Source organism: Paenibacillus sp. J22R67 (genome assembly GCF_059692175.1).
In genome coordinates, this window is record NZ_JCAUAX010000003.1 from 630,648 (window position 1) to 652,981 (window position 22,334).

Annotated in this window: 21 protein-coding genes and 1 other RNA gene; 14 read left to right on the forward strand and 8 right to left on the reverse strand. The window is 44.1% G+C overall.

The features are described 5' to 3' along the window. Positions 1-31 precede the first annotated feature (31 nt). The 3 genes from cshA to ssrS all read left to right on the forward strand — a co-directional run bounded on the left by cshA (position 32) and on the right by ssrS (position 3,089). A complete protein-coding gene (gene cshA / locus AC58VC_RS14865) occupies positions 32-1,651 on the forward strand; it encodes a degradosome RNA helicase CshA (protein ID WP_497369514.1) in 1,620 nt (539 codons plus the stop codon). A gap of 360 nt (positions 1,652-2,011) precedes the next feature. Next, positions 2,012-2,857 carry a YesL family protein gene (locus AC58VC_RS14870; protein ID WP_497369515.1) on the forward strand — a complete coding sequence of 282 codons (846 nt, stop codon included), beginning with the start codon at positions 2,012-2,014 and terminating at the stop codon, positions 2,855-2,857. Positions 2,858-2,907: 50 nt separating this feature from the next. Beyond that, positions 2,908-3,089, forward strand: a non-coding RNA gene (gene ssrS, locus AC58VC_RS14875) — 6S RNA. Between the two features lie 77 nt (positions 3,090-3,166). Here the strand turns inward: ssrS and xylB are convergent. Next, the gene (xylB, locus tag AC58VC_RS14880; RefSeq protein ID WP_497369516.1) at positions 3,167-4,705 is read right to left on the reverse strand and encodes a xylulokinase; all 1,539 of its coding nucleotides are present in this window, start codon (positions 4,703-4,705) and stop codon (positions 3,167-3,169) included. Between the two features lie 205 nt (positions 4,706-4,910). Further along, complete coding sequence (locus tag AC58VC_RS14885; protein ID WP_497369517.1) at positions 4,911-5,411, reverse strand: GNAT family N-acetyltransferase; 501 nt, start codon at positions 5,409-5,411, stop codon at positions 4,911-4,913. A 161-nt stretch (positions 5,412-5,572) separates the two neighbouring features. Here AC58VC_RS14885 and AC58VC_RS14890 point away from each other — a divergent pair, with 161 nt between their 5' ends. Then, on the forward strand, positions 5,573-6,925 hold the full coding sequence (locus tag AC58VC_RS14890) for an Nramp family divalent metal transporter (RefSeq protein ID WP_497369518.1): 1,353 nt from the start codon (positions 5,573-5,575) through the stop codon (positions 6,923-6,925). Positions 6,926-7,070: 145 nt separating this feature from the next. Then, positions 7,071-7,460 (forward strand): DUF1499 domain-containing protein, encoded by a 390-nt coding sequence (locus AC58VC_RS14895; protein WP_145659234.1) that lies wholly within the window; start codon positions 7,071-7,073, stop codon positions 7,458-7,460. Positions 7,461-7,508: 48 nt separating this feature from the next. Here AC58VC_RS14895 and tpx read toward each other — a convergent pair whose 3' ends face one another. Further along, entirely contained in the window at positions 7,509-8,027 is a 519-nt protein-coding gene (gene tpx, locus AC58VC_RS14900) for a thiol peroxidase (protein WP_492523628.1), read from the reverse strand. 160 nt (positions 8,028-8,187) lie between these two features. Here tpx and gltC point away from each other — a divergent pair, with 160 nt between their 5' ends. Further along, positions 8,188-9,072, forward strand: coding sequence for a glutamate biosynthesis transcriptional regulator GltC (gltC, locus tag AC58VC_RS14905; protein ID WP_497369519.1), 885 nt, complete (start codon positions 8,188-8,190; stop codon positions 9,070-9,072). Positions 9,073-9,127: 55 nt separating this feature from the next. Here gltC and AC58VC_RS14910 read toward each other — a convergent pair whose 3' ends face one another. Both AC58VC_RS14910 and AC58VC_RS14915 read right to left on the reverse strand, forming a co-directional pair. Next, complete coding sequence (locus tag AC58VC_RS14910; RefSeq protein WP_497369520.1) at positions 9,128-9,820, reverse strand: zinc metallopeptidase; 693 nt, start codon at positions 9,818-9,820, stop codon at positions 9,128-9,130. Between the two features lie 21 nt (positions 9,821-9,841). Then, positions 9,842-10,282: a MerR family transcriptional regulator gene (locus tag AC58VC_RS14915; protein ID WP_145659229.1), complete on the reverse strand. Its 441-nt coding sequence runs from the start codon at positions 10,280-10,282 to the stop codon at positions 9,842-9,844. 304 nt (positions 10,283-10,586) lie between these two features. Here AC58VC_RS14915 and AC58VC_RS14920 point away from each other — a divergent pair, with 304 nt between their 5' ends. From AC58VC_RS14920 to AC58VC_RS14930, 3 genes are read left to right on the forward strand one after another with little or no spacing between them, the layout of a single operon-like run. After that, the gene (locus AC58VC_RS14920) at positions 10,587-11,972 is read left to right on the forward strand and encodes an ammonium transporter (RefSeq protein WP_497369521.1); all 1,386 of its coding nucleotides are present in this window, start codon (positions 10,587-10,589) and stop codon (positions 11,970-11,972) included. A gap of 38 nt (positions 11,973-12,010) precedes the next feature. Next, the gene (locus AC58VC_RS14925) at positions 12,011-13,093 is read left to right on the forward strand and encodes a DUF294 nucleotidyltransferase-like domain-containing protein (protein ID WP_497369522.1); all 1,083 of its coding nucleotides are present in this window, start codon (positions 12,011-12,013) and stop codon (positions 13,091-13,093) included. Between the two features lie 44 nt (positions 13,094-13,137). Continuing rightward, positions 13,138-13,872 carry an exonuclease domain-containing protein gene (locus tag AC58VC_RS14930; RefSeq protein ID WP_497369523.1) on the forward strand — a complete coding sequence of 245 codons (735 nt, stop codon included), beginning with the start codon at positions 13,138-13,140 and terminating at the stop codon, positions 13,870-13,872. Here AC58VC_RS14930 and AC58VC_RS14935 read toward each other — a convergent pair. Beyond that, entirely contained in the window at positions 13,866-14,291 is a 426-nt protein-coding gene (locus tag AC58VC_RS14935; protein WP_497369524.1) for a Mov34/MPN/PAD-1 family protein, read from the reverse strand. The two genes, AC58VC_RS14930 and AC58VC_RS14935, sit on opposite strands and share 7 nt — an antisense overlap. 45 nt (positions 14,292-14,336) lie before the next feature. After that, positions 14,337-15,644 (reverse strand): MFS transporter, encoded by a 1,308-nt coding sequence (locus tag AC58VC_RS14940; protein ID WP_497369525.1) that lies wholly within the window; start codon positions 15,642-15,644, stop codon positions 14,337-14,339. Positions 15,645-15,778: 134 nt separating this feature from the next. Between AC58VC_RS14940 and AC58VC_RS14945 the strand changes: the two genes are divergently transcribed. Next, positions 15,779-16,312 (forward strand): TlpA family protein disulfide reductase, encoded by a 534-nt coding sequence (locus tag AC58VC_RS14945; protein ID WP_497369526.1) that lies wholly within the window; start codon positions 15,779-15,781, stop codon positions 16,310-16,312. Positions 16,313-16,372: 60 nt separating this feature from the next. On the opposite strand, the gene cimA is transcribed toward AC58VC_RS14945, so the two are convergent. After that, positions 16,373-17,992, reverse strand: coding sequence for a citramalate synthase (gene cimA / locus AC58VC_RS14950; protein WP_497369527.1), 1,620 nt, complete (start codon positions 17,990-17,992; stop codon positions 16,373-16,375). 213 nt (positions 17,993-18,205) lie between these two features. Between cimA and AC58VC_RS14955 the strand changes: the two genes are divergently transcribed. The 4 genes from AC58VC_RS14955 (at position 18,206) to AC58VC_RS14970 (ending at position 22,333) form a co-directional block, all read left to right on the forward strand. Beyond that, positions 18,206-19,507 (forward strand): DNA polymerase IV, encoded by a 1,302-nt coding sequence (locus AC58VC_RS14955; protein WP_497369528.1) that lies wholly within the window; start codon positions 18,206-18,208, stop codon positions 19,505-19,507. Positions 19,508-19,515: 8 nt separating this feature from the next. Then, entirely contained in the window at positions 19,516-20,022 is a 507-nt protein-coding gene (mobB, locus tag AC58VC_RS14960; RefSeq protein WP_497369529.1) for a molybdopterin-guanine dinucleotide biosynthesis protein B, read from the forward strand. Positions 20,023-20,088: 66 nt separating this feature from the next. Then, a complete protein-coding gene (locus tag AC58VC_RS14965) occupies positions 20,089-20,322 on the forward strand; it encodes a ferredoxin (RefSeq protein WP_127454548.1) in 234 nt (77 codons plus the stop codon). A gap of 163 nt (positions 20,323-20,485) precedes the next feature. Further along, entirely contained in the window at positions 20,486-22,333 is a 1,848-nt protein-coding gene (locus tag AC58VC_RS14970; RefSeq protein WP_497369530.1) for a CHASE2 domain-containing protein, read from the forward strand. Position 22,334 lies beyond the last annotated feature (1 nt).

Here is a 22,334-nt window from a genome sequence, read left to right on the forward strand (position 1 = left end):
CCTGCCCTGTACAAAAGGAGATTGAATTTATTTGAAAACATTTCAGGAGTTTGGTTTAGAGCCGGCGATTCTACGTGCGGTAACGGAGATGGGGTTTGAAGAATCCACACCGATTCAAGAAAAAACAATTCCGTTAGCCATGGAAGGCCGAGATTTGATCGGTCAAGCACAAACAGGCACTGGTAAAACCGCTGCTTTCGGTATCCCGCTAATCCACAAAATTAATATGAAAGAAGAGCGTATTTCCGCTCTTATTATGTGTCCAACACGGGAACTTGCCATCCAGGTTGCGGAAGAGATTGAGAAGCTCGGCCGTTTCAAAGGCATTCGTTCCTTACCTATTTATGGTGGACAGGATATTGTAAAACAAATCCGTGCCCTCAAAAAGAAACCGCAAATCATTATCGGTACGCCTGGTCGTTTGCTTGACCATATTAATCGCAAAACGATTAAGCTTGATGATGTTCAAACGGTTATTCTGGATGAAGCGGATGAAATGCTTGACATGGGCTTCATGGATGATATCCAATCCATTTTGAAACTCGTTCCGGAAGAGCGTCACACGATGCTATTCTCAGCAACGATGCCAGCAAACATTCAGAGATTGGCACAACAATTCCTACGCAACCCTGAGCATGTATCGGTTATCCCGAAACAAGTCAGCGCACCGCTTATCGATCAAGCTTATATCGAATTGCACGAAAAACAAAAATTCGAAGCATTAAGCCGCTTACTTGATATGGAAGCTCCGGATCTGGCCATTATCTTCGGACGTACCAAACGCCGCGTTGATGAATTAGCGGAAGCTCTACAAAAAAGAGGCTATGCAGCAGAAGGCTTACACGGCGATTTGTCCCAAAATCAACGTGATAACGTGATGAGAAAATTCCGTGACGGAAGCATTGATGTACTCGTTGCTACGGATGTCGCGGCTCGTGGACTTGACGTATCTGGTGTAACGCATGTTATCAACTTTGACCTTCCGCAAGATCCGGAAAGCTACGTTCACCGTATCGGTCGTACAGGACGTGCTGGTAAAGAAGGTACAGCTTGGACGTTTGTAACACCAAGAGAAATCGATCACTTGCACTTCATCGAGAAAGTTACTCGTCATAAAATTAGCAAAAAGCCGCTGCCTAGCTTGGCAGAAGCGATCGAAGGCAAGCAAAAAATGACAGCTGAACGTATTCTTGATGTGCTTCAAAATGATGCACAATTCGAATTCAAAGGTTTGGCTATTCAAATGCTTGAGCAATATGATTCAGTAAACTTGCTTGCAGCTGCTATGAAGCTTCTGACAGGTGACAAAAAAGAATTAAATATCGAATTGACTCCGGAAGATCCAATCCGTGCAAGAAAGAAAAAATTCGACGTGCGCAGCTCAGGCCGACGCGTTGGTGGCGGATATGGTTCAGGATCAGGAGATCGTCGTCAAGGCGGCGGTTACGGATCTGGTTCTGGTGGTTCCAGCAGCTCCAACTCCCGTTACCCGCGTAAAGATGGCGGCGGAAGAGATTACGCTTCAAACAGAGAAGGTGGAGAAGGACGCAGCTCCTCTTCCAGAAACCGCGAATACGGAAGCAACAATCCGGGCAACCGCGATCGTTCCAGAGCTCCTCGTAAAAGCGAAGACACTTTGGTGAACAAATAAGGGTTTACACCCACAAAATAAAGGCGGAGATCCTTGGAGGATCTTCGCCTTTTTTCAATAATTAATTGTTTTAGAGGACAAAAGAGCTAGTGATGATAACAAGAAGGATAAAGAGAACCAAAACAGCACCTGCGGATGTACCAACTGCTGACAAAAGTATCTACCTCCTGAATAAAGATTTGGGGGCGGTTCGATTGACAATACTATACTATGTAAAAGAACCTAGAACGACTAGACGTCTACCTATATGTTCAAAAATAGGCTATAATTAAACCATGATTGGCGAGACAAGCTATATGATTATTTATGGACTATCAACGTAGAAAGTTTCCTAAAGGAAACGCTAAGGAGGAAGCGGTTTTGGAGTTTAGAGGAGTTATGGGTGGACTTTACAAAATATCAGAATGGATCATGCGTTTATCGGTGATTAATCTGTTGTGGATGTTGTGTTCAATTCCGGTTTTCTTTTTTGGCTTTATGGGTTTGGTGAGTCCATCTCCTGATGGGCTGAAAGCCATGTTACCGATCATTGCAGTTTTGGCACCGTTTACTTTATTCCCGGCGACTTCTGCCATGTTCGCAGTTGCTAGGAAATGGGTTACTGGAGAAGAAGATGTTCCTCTGCTTAAAACATTTTTCCGCGGATACAAAGAAAACTACAAGCAAAGCATGGTCGGCGGTATTTTCTTCGTGATCATCTTCGTAATCATTAGCGTGAACTACTTCTTTTATTTAAAACAAGGGAGTTCACTCAAAATATTGGCCGTTTTGTTCATTGCTTTCACGGTCATTATTATTATTTCCTTATTCAATTTCTTTTCAATTATGGTTCATCTCCATATGAAAATTTTCCAAATTCTTAAAAATTCGATCTTGATTTCAATTGGAAATCCGATCAACTCGATCGTTTTATTGCTTTGTAATGGAGCTATTTTCTACATTTGTATTACGAAATTTAATTTCTTCCTTGTTGTTTTCTTCATGGGAAGCATTATGGCAACCTTTTCATTCTGGCAGTTTAACCGCAGTTTCACGAAACTGCAAATTAAGCAGCAGGAACTTGAAGAGAAGGAACTCCAGAAGCTTGAAGAGGCTGAGGCGGAAGCAGAAGCAGAAGCTAATCCAGAAGATGTGGTTGAGGATGAAACAGAAAATAGAAATTCTGCTGTCAGCTTGCATAAAAATGATGAAAAGAATAGAGAATAAAGCTACCAGTTGATTATCTGCTGGTACAGCACTATAATAAGAACTACAAAAGAATCCTGCGATGTACGTAACGGTTTTAAGTTGTTTTAAACCAATGACTGTTTCTAGGGAGACCTACATCGAAGTGTGGCTGACATGCCCTCGAAAGGGGACCTCAAATACACTTCTGCGGACACCCACCTGCGAGAGCGGGTTTGAAGCACCAAAACCGGACGGCATAGGCGGGTTTCTTTGTGTCTTTATATGTAAAATAAAATAAAGCGGTTGATCAGGAGAATTCCTGTTCAACCGCTTTTTCAGTTCTTACAATTAGGATTGACCGGCAAGGTCGCTTAATTGGTGGAACGTATTTTGAAGTGTGCCGTAGAGACCACGGTAAATTTGATAATAAGCTTCATACTTATGTTGATTATCCAAATTTGGCTCTACGCGATCCGTAACCTGTATCCACTTCTCACAAAGTGATGTGATATCTTCCCCAAGGACGCCTGAAGCAGCCATAATCGCAGCTCCATAAGCTGGTCCGTCTGTGGAGTTAACCGTGACAACAGGAATGCCAAAGATGTCAGCAATCATTTGACGCCAGAACGGACTTCTAGCGCCACCGCCGTTCACGCGAAGTTCGGTCACTTCAACACCGGACTCCCGTATTAATTGAAGGGAGTCGCGAAGCCCAAACGTAATACCTTCAAGAACGGCGCGAGTCAGATGCGCTTTGCCGTGTCTGAGATTAAGCCCGATGAATGCGCCGCGGGCTTTGGGATCTGGGTGCGGCGTCCGCTCACCAGACAAGTAAGGCAGGAACAGCAAGCCTTCGCTGCCTAAAGGAGCTGTGGACGCCTCAGACGTCAAGATCTCGTAGACGTCCTTACCTTCCTGCTGCGCACGCTCAAGCTCCTCATGCGCGAAGTGGTTGCGCCACCACTGGAACGAGCCTCCGGCCGCCAGCATAACCCCCATGCGATGCCACTTGCCAGGCACGCCGTGACAGAAGGAATGAAGCCGGTACGCTTCATCCACTTGATAGGTGTCGTCGTGAACGAAGACGACACCGGATGTGCCGAGCGCCACCGACGCGATGCCTTGACGCACGACGCCAACACCCACGGCGCCGCAAGCTTGATCTCCGCCGCCGGCTACGATCGGCGTGCCTGCGGCTAAACCGGTCAGGCTAGCTGCTTCCGGCAGCAGGTGGCCGGCCACGTCGCCGGACTCAAAGAGCGGCGGCAGCCACTCGAGCGGAATTTCCAGCCGCTCGGCGACGGTCTCAGACCAGCTGCGGTGTGCAACATCCAGCAGCAGTGTGCCGCTTGCGTCGGCCATGTCCATGCCGAACGCGCCCGTCAGGCGCAGCCTGACGTAGTCCTTCGGCAGCAGCAGATGCCGAACGCGTGCGTAGTTCTCCGGTTCATGCTGCCGGAGCCAAATGACCTTGGGCGCGGTGAAGCCGGTTAGCGCCCGGTTGCCTGTAAGTCGGCCGAGTTCGGCTTCGCCGACGGTCGACTCGATGTAAGCGCACTGCTCGGCAGTGCGCTGGTCGCACCAGAGCAGCGCTGGTCGGATGACCTGCTGCGCCTCGTCAAGGAAGACCGACCCGTGCATCTGGCCGGAAAAGCCAATCCCTGAAACAGCGCTGCCAGCGATGTTTGTTTTGGATAGGAGCGCGTGGATACCCTGAATGGTGGCGTTCCACCAGTCCTCAGGATGCTGCTCTGCCCAACCGGGATGAGGCTGTTGGAGCGGATACTCAACGCTATGACTACCAATGACATTTCCTGTGTCATCTACAAGAATACATTTAACTGCAGAAGTTCCTAAATCTAACCCCATAAAATACGACATAAGCATTCACCCTTTGTTGAAATAGTATATGATTCTTTATAATCTTTGTTTGTTTAATAAATATACAAAGATGGATCCTATATATAATTCGCACGAAAACATAGAATTCCTTCTTTTGATCTTATTTTTTTCATCTTTTCGTTTTTCGTCTTTTCGCTTTTCGTCTTTTCGCTTTTCGTCTTTTCCTTTTTATATTTTTTCGAATATTCGTTTATTGCCATATCAAGTTCATTTCGTGCCACTGGACTCCACCGTGTTCGGACGCTGATGGGGCGATGTACCGAAATCCATATTTTTCATAGAATGAAATCAAGTGTTTTTCACACATTAAAACAATACCTTTTAAGCCTTCTTTTTTGGTTTTCCGAATCATTTCTTGGAGAAGATTTGCGGCAACACCTTGCCGTTGATAATTTGGATGAACGGCAATCGTAAGCAGGCAGAAATATCCGCCGTTAATATCATAATCAACACCCTGTTTAATACTCTCATCAGCGAGGTCGTTGTGATTTAGCTTCACACCATTGGCTACACCAATAATTAGTTGCTCTGATTGTGTATCGGATTCAGCTACCAGAAAATAGGGAGCGAATACTTCCATCCTCATCCGAAAAGCTTCCCAGGTTGCAGCGGATTCTTTCGCATACACGCTCATTTCAATATTATGAGCTGCTTTCAATTCAAGATCATTGGCAATTGGACGAATATTCATGGATGAAACTTGCTCCTCACTGTTGGTTTTTCCCATGGGAAAATTTATTTCGTATGCACATAAGAGTTTGCCTATAGCATAGTATGGGGTTATATAGTATAATTCTAAATAAAAGTTTCCCTAGGACAACATTATTGGTCTTACGAAAGAAGGAGATATTTATGTCAGTAGCATATAAAGAAGCTGAACATGAAGGTGAAAGCGGCTGGAAAGGTAAATCCTCCATGCCGAGCTTGCCTGAGGTTCATCAGAGTATGCGAGTACCCAAAAAAGCGGGATTTTTTCGTAAATTGCTTGCATTCGTAGGTCCTGGTTATCTCGTTGCGGTTGGGTACATGGATCCTGGTAACTGGGCAACGGACTTAGCTGGGGGTTCCAAGTTTGGCTATACGCTTTTGTCTGTGATCTTAATCTCAAACCTAATGGCTATTCTCCTGCAGGCTTTGGCCGGTCGCTTAGGGATCGTTACTGGGCGTGACTTGGCACAAGCATGTCGGGATCATTATAGTAAGCCTGTTTCGTTCGTGTTATGGATTTTATGTGAGTTAGCAATAGCAGCTTGTGATTTGGCCGAAGTTATCGGCGCAGCGATTGCCTTGAACCTGCTATTTGGTATTCCGTTAATTTATGGCGTTATATTAACAGCTTTAGACGTTCTATTAGTTCTGATGCTTCAAAAAAGAGGTTTTCGTTACATTGAAGCCATGGTTATTAGTTTGATTGCACTTATTACTTTTTGTTTTGTAATGGAACTCATTTTTTCACAACCTGATTTTGCGGCTGTAGCAGTGGGATTCATTCCTACATCTGAAATTGTAACAAACCCTGCTATGTTATATATTGCTCTTGGTATTTTGGGTGCGACGGTTATGCCTCATAATTTATATTTGCATTCTTCAATCGTTCAAACGCGTAAAATTGAACCTACAATTAAAGGTAAACGAGAGGCGATTAAATTCGCAACGATTGACTCTACTGTGGCCTTAATGCTTGCTTTATTCGTTAACGCGGCCATCCTTATTCTTTCTGCAGCAGCTTTTCATTCGGCTGGTACAGAAGTGGCTGAAATTCAGGATGCCTATCATCTCCTGGGACCTATGCTAGGTACTGGAGCCGCGAGTATCTTATTTGCAGTTGCATTGTTAGCCTCAGGGCAAAATTCAACGCTCACTGGAACATTAGCTGGACAGATCGTTATGGAAGGCTTTCTAAATATTCGGCTTTCACCATGGCTTCGTCGTTTGATCACCCGATTGATTGCAATCATACCGGCGGTCATCGTAATTGGCATCTATGGAGAAAGCGGCGCTACGGATTTGCTCATTCTAAGTCAAGTCATCCTGTCCTTGCAGCTTTCCTTTGCTGTCATTCCGCTAGTGAAGTTTACATCTGATCGTAAAAAAATGGGTGAACTTATCACACCGAAGTGGATGATCGTACTAAGTTGGTTCGTAGCGGTACTAATTGCCGCTCTAAACGCCTATTTGCTTTATAGTACCTTTTTTGGAAATTAATGATTAAATCTCTCATAATGACTGTAGAGTAATCCTATCGTTTTCATTTTCCCTCTTTTTCTTATCCCTAAACAGTGGTAATATAGAGAACAGTGTAGAGAAGGCAAGCGGTCTAAATGCACTTCATTGAAGGGGGAAAAGGCTTTTGCTTAAGAGAACTTTAATCGGATTACTTCGCAGTCACGAAACGACCGGAGATAAAGCCAAAGATCCTTTGCTTAAAACAAGGTATTATAAGCTTTCCAAAGAGCAAGTGTGGGAAGAGGTTACGGCTGTTTTGAAGAAGACACCAGGTTATAAGCTGCTCCACGAAGTACAAAGTGTAGGCGAGATTCTCGCAGAACGCAAAACAATGACAGGCAGGACACAGGATGTTACTTTGACACTGTTCGCGATTAATCCCGTGAAAACGGCAGTGGATATTTATTCAGCATCCCGCGGCTCGATGGGGGACCTAGGTTCCAACTACCGTACGATTATAGATATTTACAAACAATTAGACCGTAAACTAGCTCAATATAAGATTGAAGGATAATAAAAACAGCAGGGAAGCTTGGCCTCCTTGCTGTTTTATTTGTTTCTATTAAACTAATTTTTTCACAGCTGCTACAGCTGCTTCGTAGTTAGGGTGAGCCGTCATTTCGCCCAGGTATTCGACGTATTGTACGGTATCGTTAGCGTCGATAACGAAGATTGAACGCATATCAAGTTGAAGCTCTTTGATCAATACGCCATATGCTTCACCGAAGGATTTAGTTTTGTAATCGGACAAAGTGATAACTTTATCGATTCCAGCTGCACCACACCAACGGGATTGTGCGAAAGGAAGGTCAACGCTGATTGTTAGTACAGTGACATTATCGCCAAGGCCAGCTGCTTCTTCATTGAAGCGGCGAGTTTGTGCGTCACAAACACCTGTGTCCAAGGATGGAACTACGCTGATCAGCTTTACTTTACCAGCATAATCTGCCAAGGTTACTTGTGTCATCAAGTCTTTGTTCACAGTGAAGTTAGGTGCTTTGTCACCTACTTTGATTTCAGGTCCCACCAAGGTGATCGGATTGCCTTTGATTGTAGCAACACCAGTACGGTCTTGAGCCATTTGAACAGTTCCTCCTTCAATTTCCATGCAATTTAACAACTTTTTCATTATAAGCTTTTTGAAGTTAGGTTGTCCAATTGAAGCTGTGAGGCTATAATTTAAATGCATAAAATGTTGACAGATTCGTAATCCTGTAAGAAAAGTCGGGGGATTCATCCAAGTGGAATTAAGACAATTGCAGTATTTTGTGAAAGTTGCAAGAAAGCAGCATGTGACTCAAGCCGCGGAAGAAATGCATGTGGCTCAGTCGGCAGTTAGCCGCCAAATTCATCTATTAGAAGAGGAACTTGGCGTGAATTTGTTTGTTCAAAAGGGACGTAACCTGCATCTGACCTCGGTTGGTCATTTATTCTTAAGCCGCATCGAGGGGATATTGACAGATTTGGAGCGTGCTGTTGGTGAGATGCATGAATTTCTCGATCCTGAGGCAGGGGAAATTCGTATTGGTTTCCCGCACAGCTTAGTCATTAATTTGCTGCCTGCTGTCGTCGCCTCTTTTAAGAAAGATCATCCTAATGTTAAATTTCGGCTTCGTCAAGGGACGTACACGTCTTTGATTCGAGATGTTACAAAAGGTGAGATTGATCTCGCTTTTATTTCGCCATTTCCAGAGTCACATGAGCATGTGACGGGTGAATTATTACTGACTGAAGAATTGTATGCGATTATTCCGGCCAATCATATTCTAGTTGATTACACCTCGATTCGCCTTGAACAGCTGAAACATGAGAACTTTGTTATGTTTAGTGAAGAATATACGCTGCGTTCTATTGTCATGGAGGCATGCTTGAAGGCAGGGTTCGTCCCGAAAATCGAATTCGAGGGAGAAGAGACGGACACCATTAGGGGTCTCGTTGCCGCGGGGATGGGGGTTAGCTTGCTGCCTGCCATGGCGCTAATAGAAGGTGGACAGATGCAGCCTGCCAAAATCCGTGTTACCGATCCGCAAGTGACTCGTACAGTTGGTTTGATAAGCCGGAAAGGCGAGAAGCTTCCTTTAGTAGCTGAAGTATTCAGACGCTTTCTGCAAGAATATTTCCAATAATAAAAGCTCTCCTGGTGTGCTGCTTACGCTGCAGCACAATGGAGAGCTTTCTTTATTAATCGTCGTTGTTACGACCGCTAAATATCATGACATACTTCAGTAACTCAAGTACGGAAATTAACGCTGCCGCGACATAGGTAAGGGCAGCTGCATTGAGGACCTTGGCTACTCCGCGTTCTTCCTCATTGGAGATGAATCCCTCGGAAACCATCAAATCGCGGGCTCTGGAGCTGGCGTTGAATTCTACCGGCAAGGTTACTAGTTGAAAGGCGACGGCGGCTGCGAAAAAGATAATGCCCAGACCGAGTAGCCATGGAATCTGTTGGAACAAGAAACCAGCTAATATTAAGAATGGAGCAACACCAGAAGCAAAATTCACGACCGGGAACATATAATGTCTTGCAACGAGCATTGGATAATGTACTTTGTGCTGTATCGCATGCCCAACTTCATGACAGGCGACGGAAATGGCTGATATGGAGCTTTGATAGTAGACAGGCTCTGATAACCGAACAACTCTAGCCATCGGGTCATAGTGGTCTGTTAACGTTCCTCGTACGGCTTCAACAGGGACATCATAGAGTCCATTGGCATCCAGCATCCGGCGTGCGGCTTGGGCGCCTGTCATTCCTGAATAGACAGGGACACTAGACCATTTGTTGAAGGTTCCGCGAACTCTGAACGAAGCCCACAAAGAAAGAGCGAATGCAATAATAATGAGAAAATCCATTGGGTGAAAAAATAACATTCCACATGCCTCCGTAATTCGTTATGAGAACGGATTTTTACCTAGAAGAACAATTAATGCTTCGATGCACGCTGCAGTTGGCTGCGTAAGTATGCGATAAAGCTTTTTAAGTTGATTTGGCTTCAACTGCTGGATGATTGGCCCAAGTTCTTTGGCTTCCTTCATTAACTGTTCAAGATGAAGCTGGATTGATGTCAGCTTATCTCTCACTGTATCATCCGGGGACACTTTGCTCCATTGCTGTAAGTTTGCTTTGATCTCCTCTAGGGTATACTTCTCGTTCTTCATTGTTTCAATACGTTTAAGACGATTCAAAGTTTCATCGCTATAAAGGCGGTAGTTCGTATCGGATCTCTTCTCTGGCTCGATTAAGTTAAGCTTGGTGTAGTAATCAATGGTTCGAGAACTAACATCGGCAAGTTTGGCTAATTCTCCGATTTTGTATAGCTTCTCATTTTCCATGTTTCATTCACCCCTACTCCAATGTCATATTATAAATTGCTTCTATAATAATGATACCTGATTACAAACCGTACAGTCAAACGTGATGCTTATTATACCTGACAAGGGTTTTGAGATAGGAATCTTAACATTTTTAACTAAAAATGAACGAAAACACGAATTATGCCTGTTCGATGTCAGGTTATTTTTCGTTTTTTTCATTTTTTTAGCGAAAATCCTATTGTCAAACCCATATAACCTGTATATAATGACATTAAGAGTTTCATTACATGTTATTTAATCTAACATTAAAGGAAGTGGTCGTATGGTTAAGAAGTTGTTGTTAGCTTTTGGTGTCATGGCCTTGTTGTTCCCTACTCTCGCATTTGCTGCAGATGAAGCAACAATTCCCCAACTGCAAAGTGCAATCGATGCTGTTTGGGTCATGTTAGCCGCAATTTTAGTAATCTTCATGCAAGCTGGTTTTGCCTTATTAGAAGCAGGGTCGACTAGAATGAAAAATGCCGGTCACGTAGCTGGTAAAACAATTTTAACCTTCGGATTATGTGCCATCGCTTTCTGGGCTGTCGGCTTCGGTTTCGCCTTCGGTGACGGAAATGCCTTCTTCGGTACAACAGGGTTCTTCGTTACAGGTTTGGAAGATCAAGCCACAGCGGCATTCGGTTCGCTATCTGCTTCAGACGTGCCAATCGGCATTAAGTTCTTATTCCAACTAGCTTTCGCAGGTGTATCCTTGGCGATTGCTTGGGGTGGATTTGCAGAAAGAGCAAAGCTTCCGGTTTACTTTATCTTCGGAATTTTGTTCACGGTAGTTATTTATCCAATCGTTGCTCACTGGGTATGGGGCGGCGGCTGGTTGAGCAAGCTTGGTATGCAAGATTTCGCGGGTTCAACCGTCGTTCACTTACAAGGTGCAACAGCAGCTTTAGTAGCTACGATCTTGTTAAAACCACGTATTGGCAAATATAATAAAGATAAAACGCCAAATCTTATTCCTGGTCATAACCAAGTGTTGTCTGTTCTCGGTGTTATCATCCTTTGGATCGGTTGGTTCGGATTCAACCCAGGTAGTACGCTAAGTGCAATGGGGGATGGATTCTTCGGTTATATCGCATTGACAACGAATATGGCTGCTGCGGCAGGCGGTGTTGCGGCGCTGATTATTTCTTGGATGTACTTTGGCAAAGCTGATATTCCTAGCATGTTGAACGGTGTTCTTGCAGCGCTTGTTGCGATTACAGCAGCGTGTGCGTTCGTAGACACTTGGGCAGCGATTGTTATCGGAGCAGTGGCAGGTATTGTTACTTTCTTCACAGCACAATGGTTTGAAAAAGCTGGTATCGACGATCCAATCTACGCTTTCTCCGTACATGGTATCGCTGGTATCTGGGGTACACTTTCCACTGGTCTATTCGCAACGCCTGAACTTTCTGCTAAAGTTGGTATCGGTGGCGCGGGGTTATTCTACGGTGGCGGTTTGCACCAATTAGGTATTCAAGCACTTGGTGTTTTCGGAGCATTAGCATTCGTACTTGTTCTTTCCTTCATTATCTTAGGAATTCTTAAAGCTACAGTTGGTCTACGTGTAACAGAAGAAGAAGAAATCATTGGTCTGGATTTGTCTGAACATGGTTCATACGGCTACCCAGAACAAATGAAAAAAGCAGCTCAAAACGGCGTGTCCGTTTAATATCACATAACTTTCTACTTGGGCAAAGGGGATGCAACATGAAACATCTCTCAATGGAACAGATCCTGGAGCGTATCTATCTATCGGAACAGTTCGATGAGATGCGAATAACCAGAGATCAGGTGCATGAGATGTTTCGGGAGCATCTCCTTTTCTCTCATACACCTGAATTAGGACGAAAAGTAAACGCTATTCATGATGCTTTTATACAGAGGACGATCGAGCTTGCTGAACACATATTAGAAGATGAAGGCTTTGGGAAACCGCCCGTACCGTATGCTTTTATTTTGTACGGGAGCGGAGGACGAAGTGAACAAACGCTTTGGAGTGATCAGGACAACGGGCTCGTATATGGGGAAAGCGAAAAGCATCAAGAGGAAGAAGTAGAAGAATACTTCATTAAATTGGTTGATTGTATCCTGCAAGGTCTAGATGCGTTAGGGTACCCGCCGTGTGAAGGCAATGTTGTTTCTAGTAATAAACAATGGCGTAAGCCTTTAACGGGGTATACCCAAATGATGCTGGAGTGGCTGCAGGAACCGGATTGGGAAAATATCCGTTATCTGCTCATCATGGCGGATATGCGGTGTATATACGGATCGCAAAATTTGGTCGATCAACTGAGGGGTACTTTTTTAACCTATGTTCAGGAGAATTCAAGTGTTTTGAACTATTTATTATCGAATACACTCCACCACAAAATATCGTTAGGTGTCTTCGGCCAGTTAATTACCGAGAGGTACGGTGAGGATGCAGGTGGTTTTGATATCAAATATGGCGCTTATATTCCTATTGTAAATGGTATTCGCTTGCTAGCTATCCAAGCTAAAATTATGCACTCATCCACATCACAAAGGATAAAGCAGTTAAAGGATAGTGGGTTTATTCCAGAACAGCTAGCGGATGAATGGTTAGAGGCATTTGGCGTAGCGCTTAAACTTAGGGATTTGACGCCGTTCCAAATGGAAGATGAGATGTACACAACCCGGGGGAAGCTAGCCGCTGATCAATTGACCAAGGAAGTCAAACAGGAACTAAAACAATGTCTACGAGCAGGAATTGAATTGCAGAAATATGTAAAAAAGTCGATTGTGTCGCACATAGAGAGAGAAAAAGGTTAGATAGATCGGAGTGCATTTTTCTAGTGTTGGAGAGGTGAAGTGGGATGAAAGATATGCGACCTGGCGGACGTATGTGGCAGCTATACAAAATGGGGGGATTGACACCAGCGATAACCTCTATGTTTGATGTACAAAGTGCCCAGCAGATGGCTTTTATTCGCTCCATGTTAAAAGAACAGCGGAAGGATTCCCTGTTTGAAATACCGCTGCACGCAATGGAAATTGTAGTTTTTGATTTGGAAACGACAGGCTTTTCTCCTTATAACGGTGATGAAATTATTTCGTTCGGCGGTGTCTCCGTCATTGGTGGTGAAGTTCAGAGAGATCATACCTTCTATAGCATGGTAAATCCGAAACGTAAAATCCCAGAAAACATTATAGAATTAACAGGGATTACGAATGAAATGGTGGCGGATGCGCCTGAACTGATCGGCGTTTTGAGTGACTTTCTGGAATTTGTACAGCAGCGAATTTTGGTTGCGCATGCAACGGGTCATGATAAAAACTTTCTGAATTCTGCTCTCTGGCGTACTTCTAAGGTCAGCTTGTCTCATCGCGTTCTCGATACGATGATGATTGCAAAGTGGCTGATGCCTAAAAGGAAAGATTTAAGCTTGGATTCATTGCTTCATGCCTATGAAATTCCGGTTACACAGCGTCATCATGCCCTCGAGGACTCCTTAATGACAGCGGAGCTGTGGTCTAGGTTCATGGAAGAGATTAAAGCAAGGAATGTGGATACGTTAGGCGATCTCTATGCGCTTTTAAGCCATCATTGACCGATTACAAACGCGAGTTTGTGATAACTGGTCGATGAGGCTTTTTTTATTTGGTAAAGCAGTAATTCAGGTTTATCTGGATGCATGAAAGATAGAATCCAATAAGTAGGAATCGTATGCCAAAGAGTTTGTAGGTCTGCGGCGGATGGAATCGCTGGGGCTGCCGGGTGTGAGTGGAACAAGCCAATCACAGGATTTTGGCTATTTGTTAGAAAGGGAATCATCTCCACTGGGCTGAGTTCGAAATGAGTTCGAGGATTAGTGGAGCAATTCCGCATGGGGACAAAGGAAGAGGCTAGAATCTCTCCATTTGGTTTCGATAACTTACCTAGAATGAGACCGCACGCTTCATCGGGCAGTTTTTGCTGACTGAATTGAAGCAGCTGAGTGTAGAGTTCTCTTTTTAAATGTACGATCATTAGCGCTCCCACCTTATAAATGCTACTAAGATTGAGGCTAGTATATCATGCTTTTTCTTTAAGTACTTCATTTGGTTTGATGCAAAAAAAGACGAGCGCCAGCATAAGAAGAGCCATGGAGGCTACTGTTATGAATAGGGTTTTGTGTGACATGTTCATGAGCCATCCGAATAATGGCGGTCCGAATGCGACGCCGATAAAGCGAAGGCTGTTATACAAAGATGTGATCATACCGCGTTGGTCTCGTTCTACTGAGCCAGTGATCATCGTGTTTAAACAGGGGAGCAGAAGGCCGCTTCCTATTCCGCTAAGTGAAAGGAGTCCGATGAAAACATACAGGTTCGTGTTGAGGAAGATGGCTAAAGTTAAGGAGACTGTCACCAAGATCAGCCCGATATTCATTAACCAACGCATCAATGTGCCATTTTGTTTGATTTTGGCGCCGGTTGTATACGAGGTTATGACCATGCAGAGTAAGGGGATGGCTAGCACGAACCCCTTGCGGACTCCCTCGATACTATAAGGTTCTTCTTCTAATATCTGAGATAAATAAAAGAGAACGCCGAAAAGAATGAATAGGGTGATCGACCCGGCAAAAAAAGCAGGAATCAGCCATTGTCCTTTTTCTCGAAGTATGTCTCTTATTTGCTTTAAGTAGATGCCAAGAGGCTCTGCTTTTTTCTCTTTTGGCGGTTCCTTAATCATGAAAATAACAGCGAGTAAAGCTAATATACAAAATATTGGAAATGCAAAAAACGGGGCAAACCAGACAATTAGGGCAAGTAAAGAGCCTAATATCGGGCTAACCACCTTGCCTGCTCCATTAGAAGCTTCTATGAGCCCGAGAGCTTTGCTCGCATCCCCTCCCTTATATAGATCACCAACCAGAGCCATGGCAATAGGGGCTGTACCAGCCGCTCCAAGGCCTTGTATGGCGCGTGCAATGATTAGGATGGTATAGGAGTTCCAAACAGCCGCAAGGCCAGCTAGGACGCCAGCTGCCCCATACACGATGAGCGATGGAATGATGACTGATTTTCGGGTGAAGCGGTCTGATAAGTACCCGGACACCGGGATGATGATGCCTGCTGCGATGGAGAATAGGGTGATGACTAGGGAGCTCTGGAAGCGGGAGATGCCCATCTTTTCCTGTAGATCAGGTAAAATGGGGACTAGCATGGAATTCCCTAAGACGAGTACTAAAGGAATCGATGCTAACGCGATATATTGCCAAATGGAGCCCTTGCTTGACTTGTCCTTGGACTTACTGTTCGATTTGTTGTTGGAACCGCTGCCGGTATTGTCACTAAATCTGTTTTTGGTTTTGACGTTAGATGTTGCAACTTTATTCACTTTGATTATTCCTTTCAGAGCAATTGGTAGGCTTACTTTTCCCGAAAATGCGGAAAGCATACTTTATTGTGGATGCCAATGTTGGAAATTGGACCGAATTGGAGATAATATAGACAGTGGAGGTGAACACATTTTTGAAGAAGAATGTATTTGTGATCGTATTGGTCGTATTACTAGCCGGGATAGCGATCTATCAAAATGCCCAGCATAAGAATAAACAAACCTTAATGCCGACAGAGCAAGCGCCACAGGTGAATTTCCTTGCCCCTTCGTTTACCTTGACAGGGCTTGATGGGAAGGCGTATTCAATTGGCGGTCCGCGTGAGAAGCCTTTGCTCGTTAATTTCTGGGCGTCCTGGTGTGGTCCTTGTGAGGAAGAAGCGCCAGATCTGGTGAATGTATATAACAAATATGAAGGACAGTTTGATTTGTACGCGGTGAACGTGACGCCTGGGGACAAAATGGAGAATATCAAAAAGTTCGTAGAAACGTACAAATACCCTTTCCCAGTACTTTTAGATAAACAAGGAACGAACGCGGATACGTACCGGGTCGTTGCGATTCCGACCAGTTTTCTGATTGACAAAAATGGGGTCGTTCGAGAGGTTATTCACGTACTTTCGCCAAAAGAGCTGGATAAAAAGATTGCGAGTCTCATCAAGGGGTGACAGAAAAAGCTGCAAGTTAGCCTCAGGGGCCAATTTGCAGCTTTTGTCTGTTTGTGAGTCTTAGTGATTGATCAAACCGAGACGCTCGTTCTGCTCCTTGTTGGCCGGCTCAACACGTTGTCTGCTTATGAGCGCATAACGTAAGCTGTCCACAAGCGCATACCAGCTTGCTTCAATGATATTACTAGACACCCCGAGCGTGTTCCAAGTTGTGTTAAAGTCTGTTGTTTCCATTAGGACGCGAACTTTACCGGCTGTTGCGCCTTTCTCGTCAAGGACACGAACTTTGTAGTCTGAAAGATGAATGTTCTTAATGTCTGGGTAGTATTGGATAAGCGCTTTGCGTAAAGCATTATCCAGGGCATTGACTGGGCCGTTACCTTCTGCCGCGGTGTAGATTGTTTCGCCATGAACCTTAACCTTAACGATGGCTTCGGATACGACAGATTGGTTCGCCGATTTCTCAACAAGCATTTTGAATGATTCCAAGGTGAAAATCTCTTCAAGTCCTTCGAAAGCTTCACGCAGCAATAGCTCAAGTGTTGCGTCTGCTCCCTCAAATTGGTAGCCTTGATGTTCTAGATCTTTAATCTTCTCGATCACTTCTTTGGTTTTCTGGTGCTCTCTATCGAAGTCTAAGTTCAGCTCTTGCGCTTTGACAAGCACGTTGCTTTGGCCAGCAAGTTCTGAGACAAGGACGCGTTGTTTGTTACCGACAAGCTCTGGTTTCGTGTGCTCATACGTACTTGCATCCTTAAGAATCGCAGACACGTGAATACCGCCTTTGTGGGCGAATGCAGCGTTGCCTACATATGGCTGATTGATCGGCATATGCATGTTGGCAATTTCACTGATATATCTTGAAACTGGCGTTAACGTTTTCAACTGTTCCTCAGAAATAACGTCGTATCCTAGCTTCAGTTGAAGGTTAGGGATAATTGAGCTCAAGTTGGCATTCCCGCAACGCTCGCCATAGCCGTTAATCGTACCTTGGACTTGTCTAGCACCCGCTTGAACGGCAGCGAGGCTGTTGGCTACACCTAATTCGCAATCGTTATGCGCATGAACACCAACAGGTGTCGTTACATGCTGCTTGACCGCTGACACGATAGTCGTTACTTCACCAGGAAGCGAGCCGCCATTGGTATCGCATAATACGATCCAGTCTGCACCGGCATCTTGAGCTTTTTTGATCGTTTGCAGGGCGTACTCAGGATTATTTTTGTAGCCGTCAAAGAAATGTTCTGCATCATAAATGACTTCTAATCCGGAGCTTTTCAAGAAAAGAACGGAATCATAGATCATGGCCAGGTTTTCTTCGAGCGTCGTTTGGATAGCTGTATGCACGTGGAAGTCCCATGATTTCCCGAAGATTGTTGCTACCTGCGCACCTGACTCAACAAGTCTGTTCAGATTAAGATCATCTGAAGCGATGGAATCTTTGCGTCTAGTGCTTCCGAATGCAGTAATCTTGGCATTGGTGAACTTCATGTCGCGGACACGCTCAAAGAATTCGATGTCTTTGCTGTTGCTGCCCGGCCATCCGCCTTCAATATAATGAACCCCAAGCTCATCGAGCTTACGGGCAATTTTAATTTTATCCTCAACAGATAGGCTAATGCCTTCTCCTTGAGTTCCGTCTCGTAGTGTGGTGTCGAAGATTTTGACTGATGTTGGCATGGGTTCCTCCTTCAAAAGCTAGCAAAAGTGACTTGGATGCTTGTGTGCAGGTTAATATGCTTGCTTTAAAGCGCTAATGTATAATTTACGATTATACCATAAGATTACGGGTAAAGACATCATAACTCAAAATTGCGTTTGCTTGAAACAATATTTTTTTGTATGCTGAAATTGGCTTTATACAAGGTCTTTGATCATGGGAGGGGTTGTGAAATGACAACGGTCGAGCATCACTATCCCAAACAAGGCAGAGTTATTTTGCATATCGATATGAATGCGTTCTATTGTTCGGTCCATGAGGCTGTTGAGCCTGAATTATATAGAGGAAAACCAATCGCAGTTGCAGGGAGTGTCGAGCTCCGCAGAGGGATTATTGTTACTTCATCTTATGCTGCTCGATCGATTGGGATTAAGACAGGCATGCAAGTCAGACAAGCATTGAAAATATGTCCTGATTTGATACTTATTCGTCCTGATTTTGAATTGTATCGTGGTTTTTCAAGACGTTTTATGCAGATCGCCTATAGCTATTCACCAATGGTTGAATCTATGTCGATTGATGAGTGTTTTGTTGATATTACCGGTTCCAAACAGTTTGGCACTCCGCTTGAAATTGCGGCAGCCATTCAGCTAAGGATTATGAAAGAGTTGCAGTTGCCTTGCTCCATAGGCGTTGCACCTAATAAATTATTAGCTAAGATGGGCTCGGATATGAAAAAACCGAATGGAATCTCAGTGCTGCGTCTGCGGGACGTGCCTACTGTCTTATGGGACAAACCATGTAACTATTTATATGGAATCGGCAAAAAGACGGCGGATAAGCTTACGAAGCTGGGAATATTTACATTAGGTCAACTAGCAGAAGGCGACGAGTTGATGCTGAGTAAGCATTTTGGTGTTATGGGTCCACACTTAAAGCGATCGGCGAATGGGATCGATAACTCGCCAGTTAATCCGGAGCAAGAGCAAAGCAAATCTATCGGTCATACGACTACATTGCCGCGGGATTATATTGAAAGAAAAGAGATCCACCGCGTCTTCTTGAATCTTGCAGATCAAGTGGCAAGAAGGCTTCGCAAGCAGGAATTGATGGCGTCTACGATTCAAATCACCATTCGCGATCCAGAAATGAGGACGATTACGAGATCCGTTACTCTGCCTACGCCAACGGAGCATATGGATGATATCTACAGAACTTCCTGCCAGCTGTACGATCATCAGTGGGAGGACGGGAACCCCGTCCGATTGTTAGGGATTACCGTGCAAAATCTAACCAGTAAGGAAGAGACGTTCGTGCAGCTTGATTTATTCGACTACGAGAAGCAGCCAAAACGTGAAAATTTAAATAAGATTATGGATGGACTTCGAGATAAGTTTGGGGAGAACGCCATTCTAACCGCAGGTATGATGAGTGACGACCCTTCTTCATTCATTAGAAATCATAAGTCAAGAGGAACTTCCTTGCAGATGGATCATTTGAAGAACAATCCGCTTCATAAGGAAGAGGAGAAGTGAGGGAGCTAATGGCACATTGCATCGGTTTTGCCGGATATTCCGGGAGTGGTAAAACGACCCTGATTACCAAGCTGGTTATAGAGATGAAGCGTCGCGGCAAACGGATTGCCGTATTGAAACATGATGCTCATGGACACTATAAAGAAGCACCCGGAACAGATTCTACAATTTTTGCTCAATCCGGTGCGGAAGCGGTTGTGACAATTTCTATTGACTCTGTTCATGTCTATGAGAAAAAACACAAGCCTGACCTGCAAGATCAGATCAAAGCTTTTTCTCACATGGATTATGTTTTTGTTGAAGGATTTAAGCGGGAAAAGCATCCAAAGATCGCTGTTTTTCGTACAATAGAGCAGAGAGAAATTATTCAAACTCTAGAAGAGGAACCTGTAGCGATTGCAACGGATATGGAAACGCTGGATTCTCATTCATCAAACCTCCCAACGCTTGATTTGAATGACATTGTTGCTCTTGCGGACTTTGTTGAGAGGTATTTTAAGGTAGAACAATTTTAAGGTTTGAACTTTGTCCTCATTTATATTATATTTTACAATGAGGATAAAATGAGGAGGAGTTAAACTATGGCAAAGTATACATTCGTTGATAAAGATACTTGTATTGCTTGTGGCGCTTGCGGAGCTACAGCACCAGACATCTATGATTACGATGATGAGGGCTTGGCAGAAGTGATTTTTGATGGAGATGGCAATAAAGGGGTAACTGAAATTCCAGAAGATCTATTCGATGATCTACAGGATGCACAAGATGGCTGCCCAACTGATTCCATCAAAGTTGCGGATTCACCTTTTAACTAATCATAACCTAACTTGTGGAGTGCTCCACAATATGTCGAAAAAGCTCAGTTCCTGTAATGGGACTGAGCTTTTTTTTGCTACAATTTGTATTTATTTGTAACAATTCATTGCCAATTGTTTCCCTCCATCTTACAATGAAGCTAGTATGCATGGGGAGGCTCTTATGGGTAAAAAGAAATGGATCAATACGTTGGCAGCAGGACTAGTGTTGATGCTGTTGTCGACATATTTCTACACGGTGAACTCGAGCGGATTATTTTATTTTATTGAGGGTCCCCTTCAAGATGTGTTGCGTAAAGCCAAATCAGTCGATGAACGCCAACCTGAGGATCGGATCAAAATTGTCAAAATTGATGACAAATCTTTAACAGCTATCGGGAAATTCCCATGGGACCGAACGACTTACGCGCAATTGATAGAAAAGCTGGAGCAGTCCGGCGCAGCTGCTATCGGCATAGACGTAGTATTAGCTGAACCTTCAAAAAACCCCGCAGACGATAAAGCTTTGGCTGATGTATTAGCCAAATATCATAATGTTATCCTGCCCGTTCAAATCAATTACCCCTCCAAACAGCAGCAGGCAGGAGATCTAGTGCCTGAGAAAGTTGACTACCCAACGGCAACCTTAACTACTAACAAACAGCAAATGGCACACATTAATGTGTTTGTCGATAAGGACGGAAAAGCCCGTAAGCTCCCAGTAGGCTTGCCCGATGAGAATGGGACTTTCATACCAGCTTTCAGTGTCGCGCTTGCCAATCTAGTTCTTGACGACAAAGAGAAGGTTAAGAGAGATGAAGCGACCGGAGAATGGAAGCGCGGCAGCAAAATTTTGCCAACAAATGAGAGAAATCAAGTAACTACTGAGTTTTTCACGCTGCCTAGACAGAAAGTCGATGCTACTACCGGATACGAAATGCTTTCATTCGTGGATGTCTTGAATAGCAAAAATCCTTTGCCTCTGCAGGGCAGTATTGTATTGGTTGGGCCTTTCGTTACAGCGATGCAGGACGAATATCCTACTCCGATCAGTTCTGTTAAAATGTTTGGGATCGAAATACACGCCAATATGATTCAAACACTGCTGGAAAGCAAATTTTATAAAGATACCAGTAAACCAGTTGGTATTGGTCTTATTCTATTAATTTCGTTACTAGCAATTTGCTTATTTGAGAGATTCAAAGGAAAGACTGCACTGTTTATTTTTATTGGTATGTACGTGATTTATGGCGGTGTATGGTTAGCTTTTTATATTGCAGGCTCAACTTTTGCACCTCTCGTTTATCCCCAATTTGCCTTAGTAACTATATACATATGGTCATTAGTAAGTCATTACCTGGAGGAGCGCAAGGAGCGCAATCGGGTGACCGGGATATTTGGTAGATTTGTTTCGAAGTCGGTCGTAGACGAGTTGCTGCAATCTGGAGAAGATGTCAAGCTTGGGGGAAGCCGCAAGGATATATCCCTTATTTTCGTCGATATTCGCGGGTTTACACCAATGTCAGAGAAGTTAGAACCAGAGCAGGTGATTCAAGTTCTGAACGAATATTTGGATGTATGTACGAAAGCGATTTTTAAATTCAATGGAACGCTTGATAAGTTCATAGGTGATGGTGTTATGGCGATGTTCGGCGCTCCCATTGCGTATGATAATCACCCGGAAATGGCTGTTCGCGCAGCGATCGAAATGAAGTCACAAGCGAATGTGCTTGAACAGAAATTGATCGAGAAGTACGGGATCGGTGTGAAATTCGGTCTAGGAATTAATAGCGGACCTGCTGTCGTCGGGAATATTGGTTCCGAAGACTTGCGTCTGGACTATACGGCGATCGGGGATACCGTGAATTTGTCGGCACGTCTGGAATCGAATGCCAAACCAGGACAAATTCTCATTAGTGAGCAGACCTATGAGCGGGTCAAAGATCTTTTTGAAATTGAGTCTATCGGTGAAATCAAGGTTAAAGGTAAAGAAAAACCCGTAGCGGTATATGAAGTAATCGGGAATCTTTAAA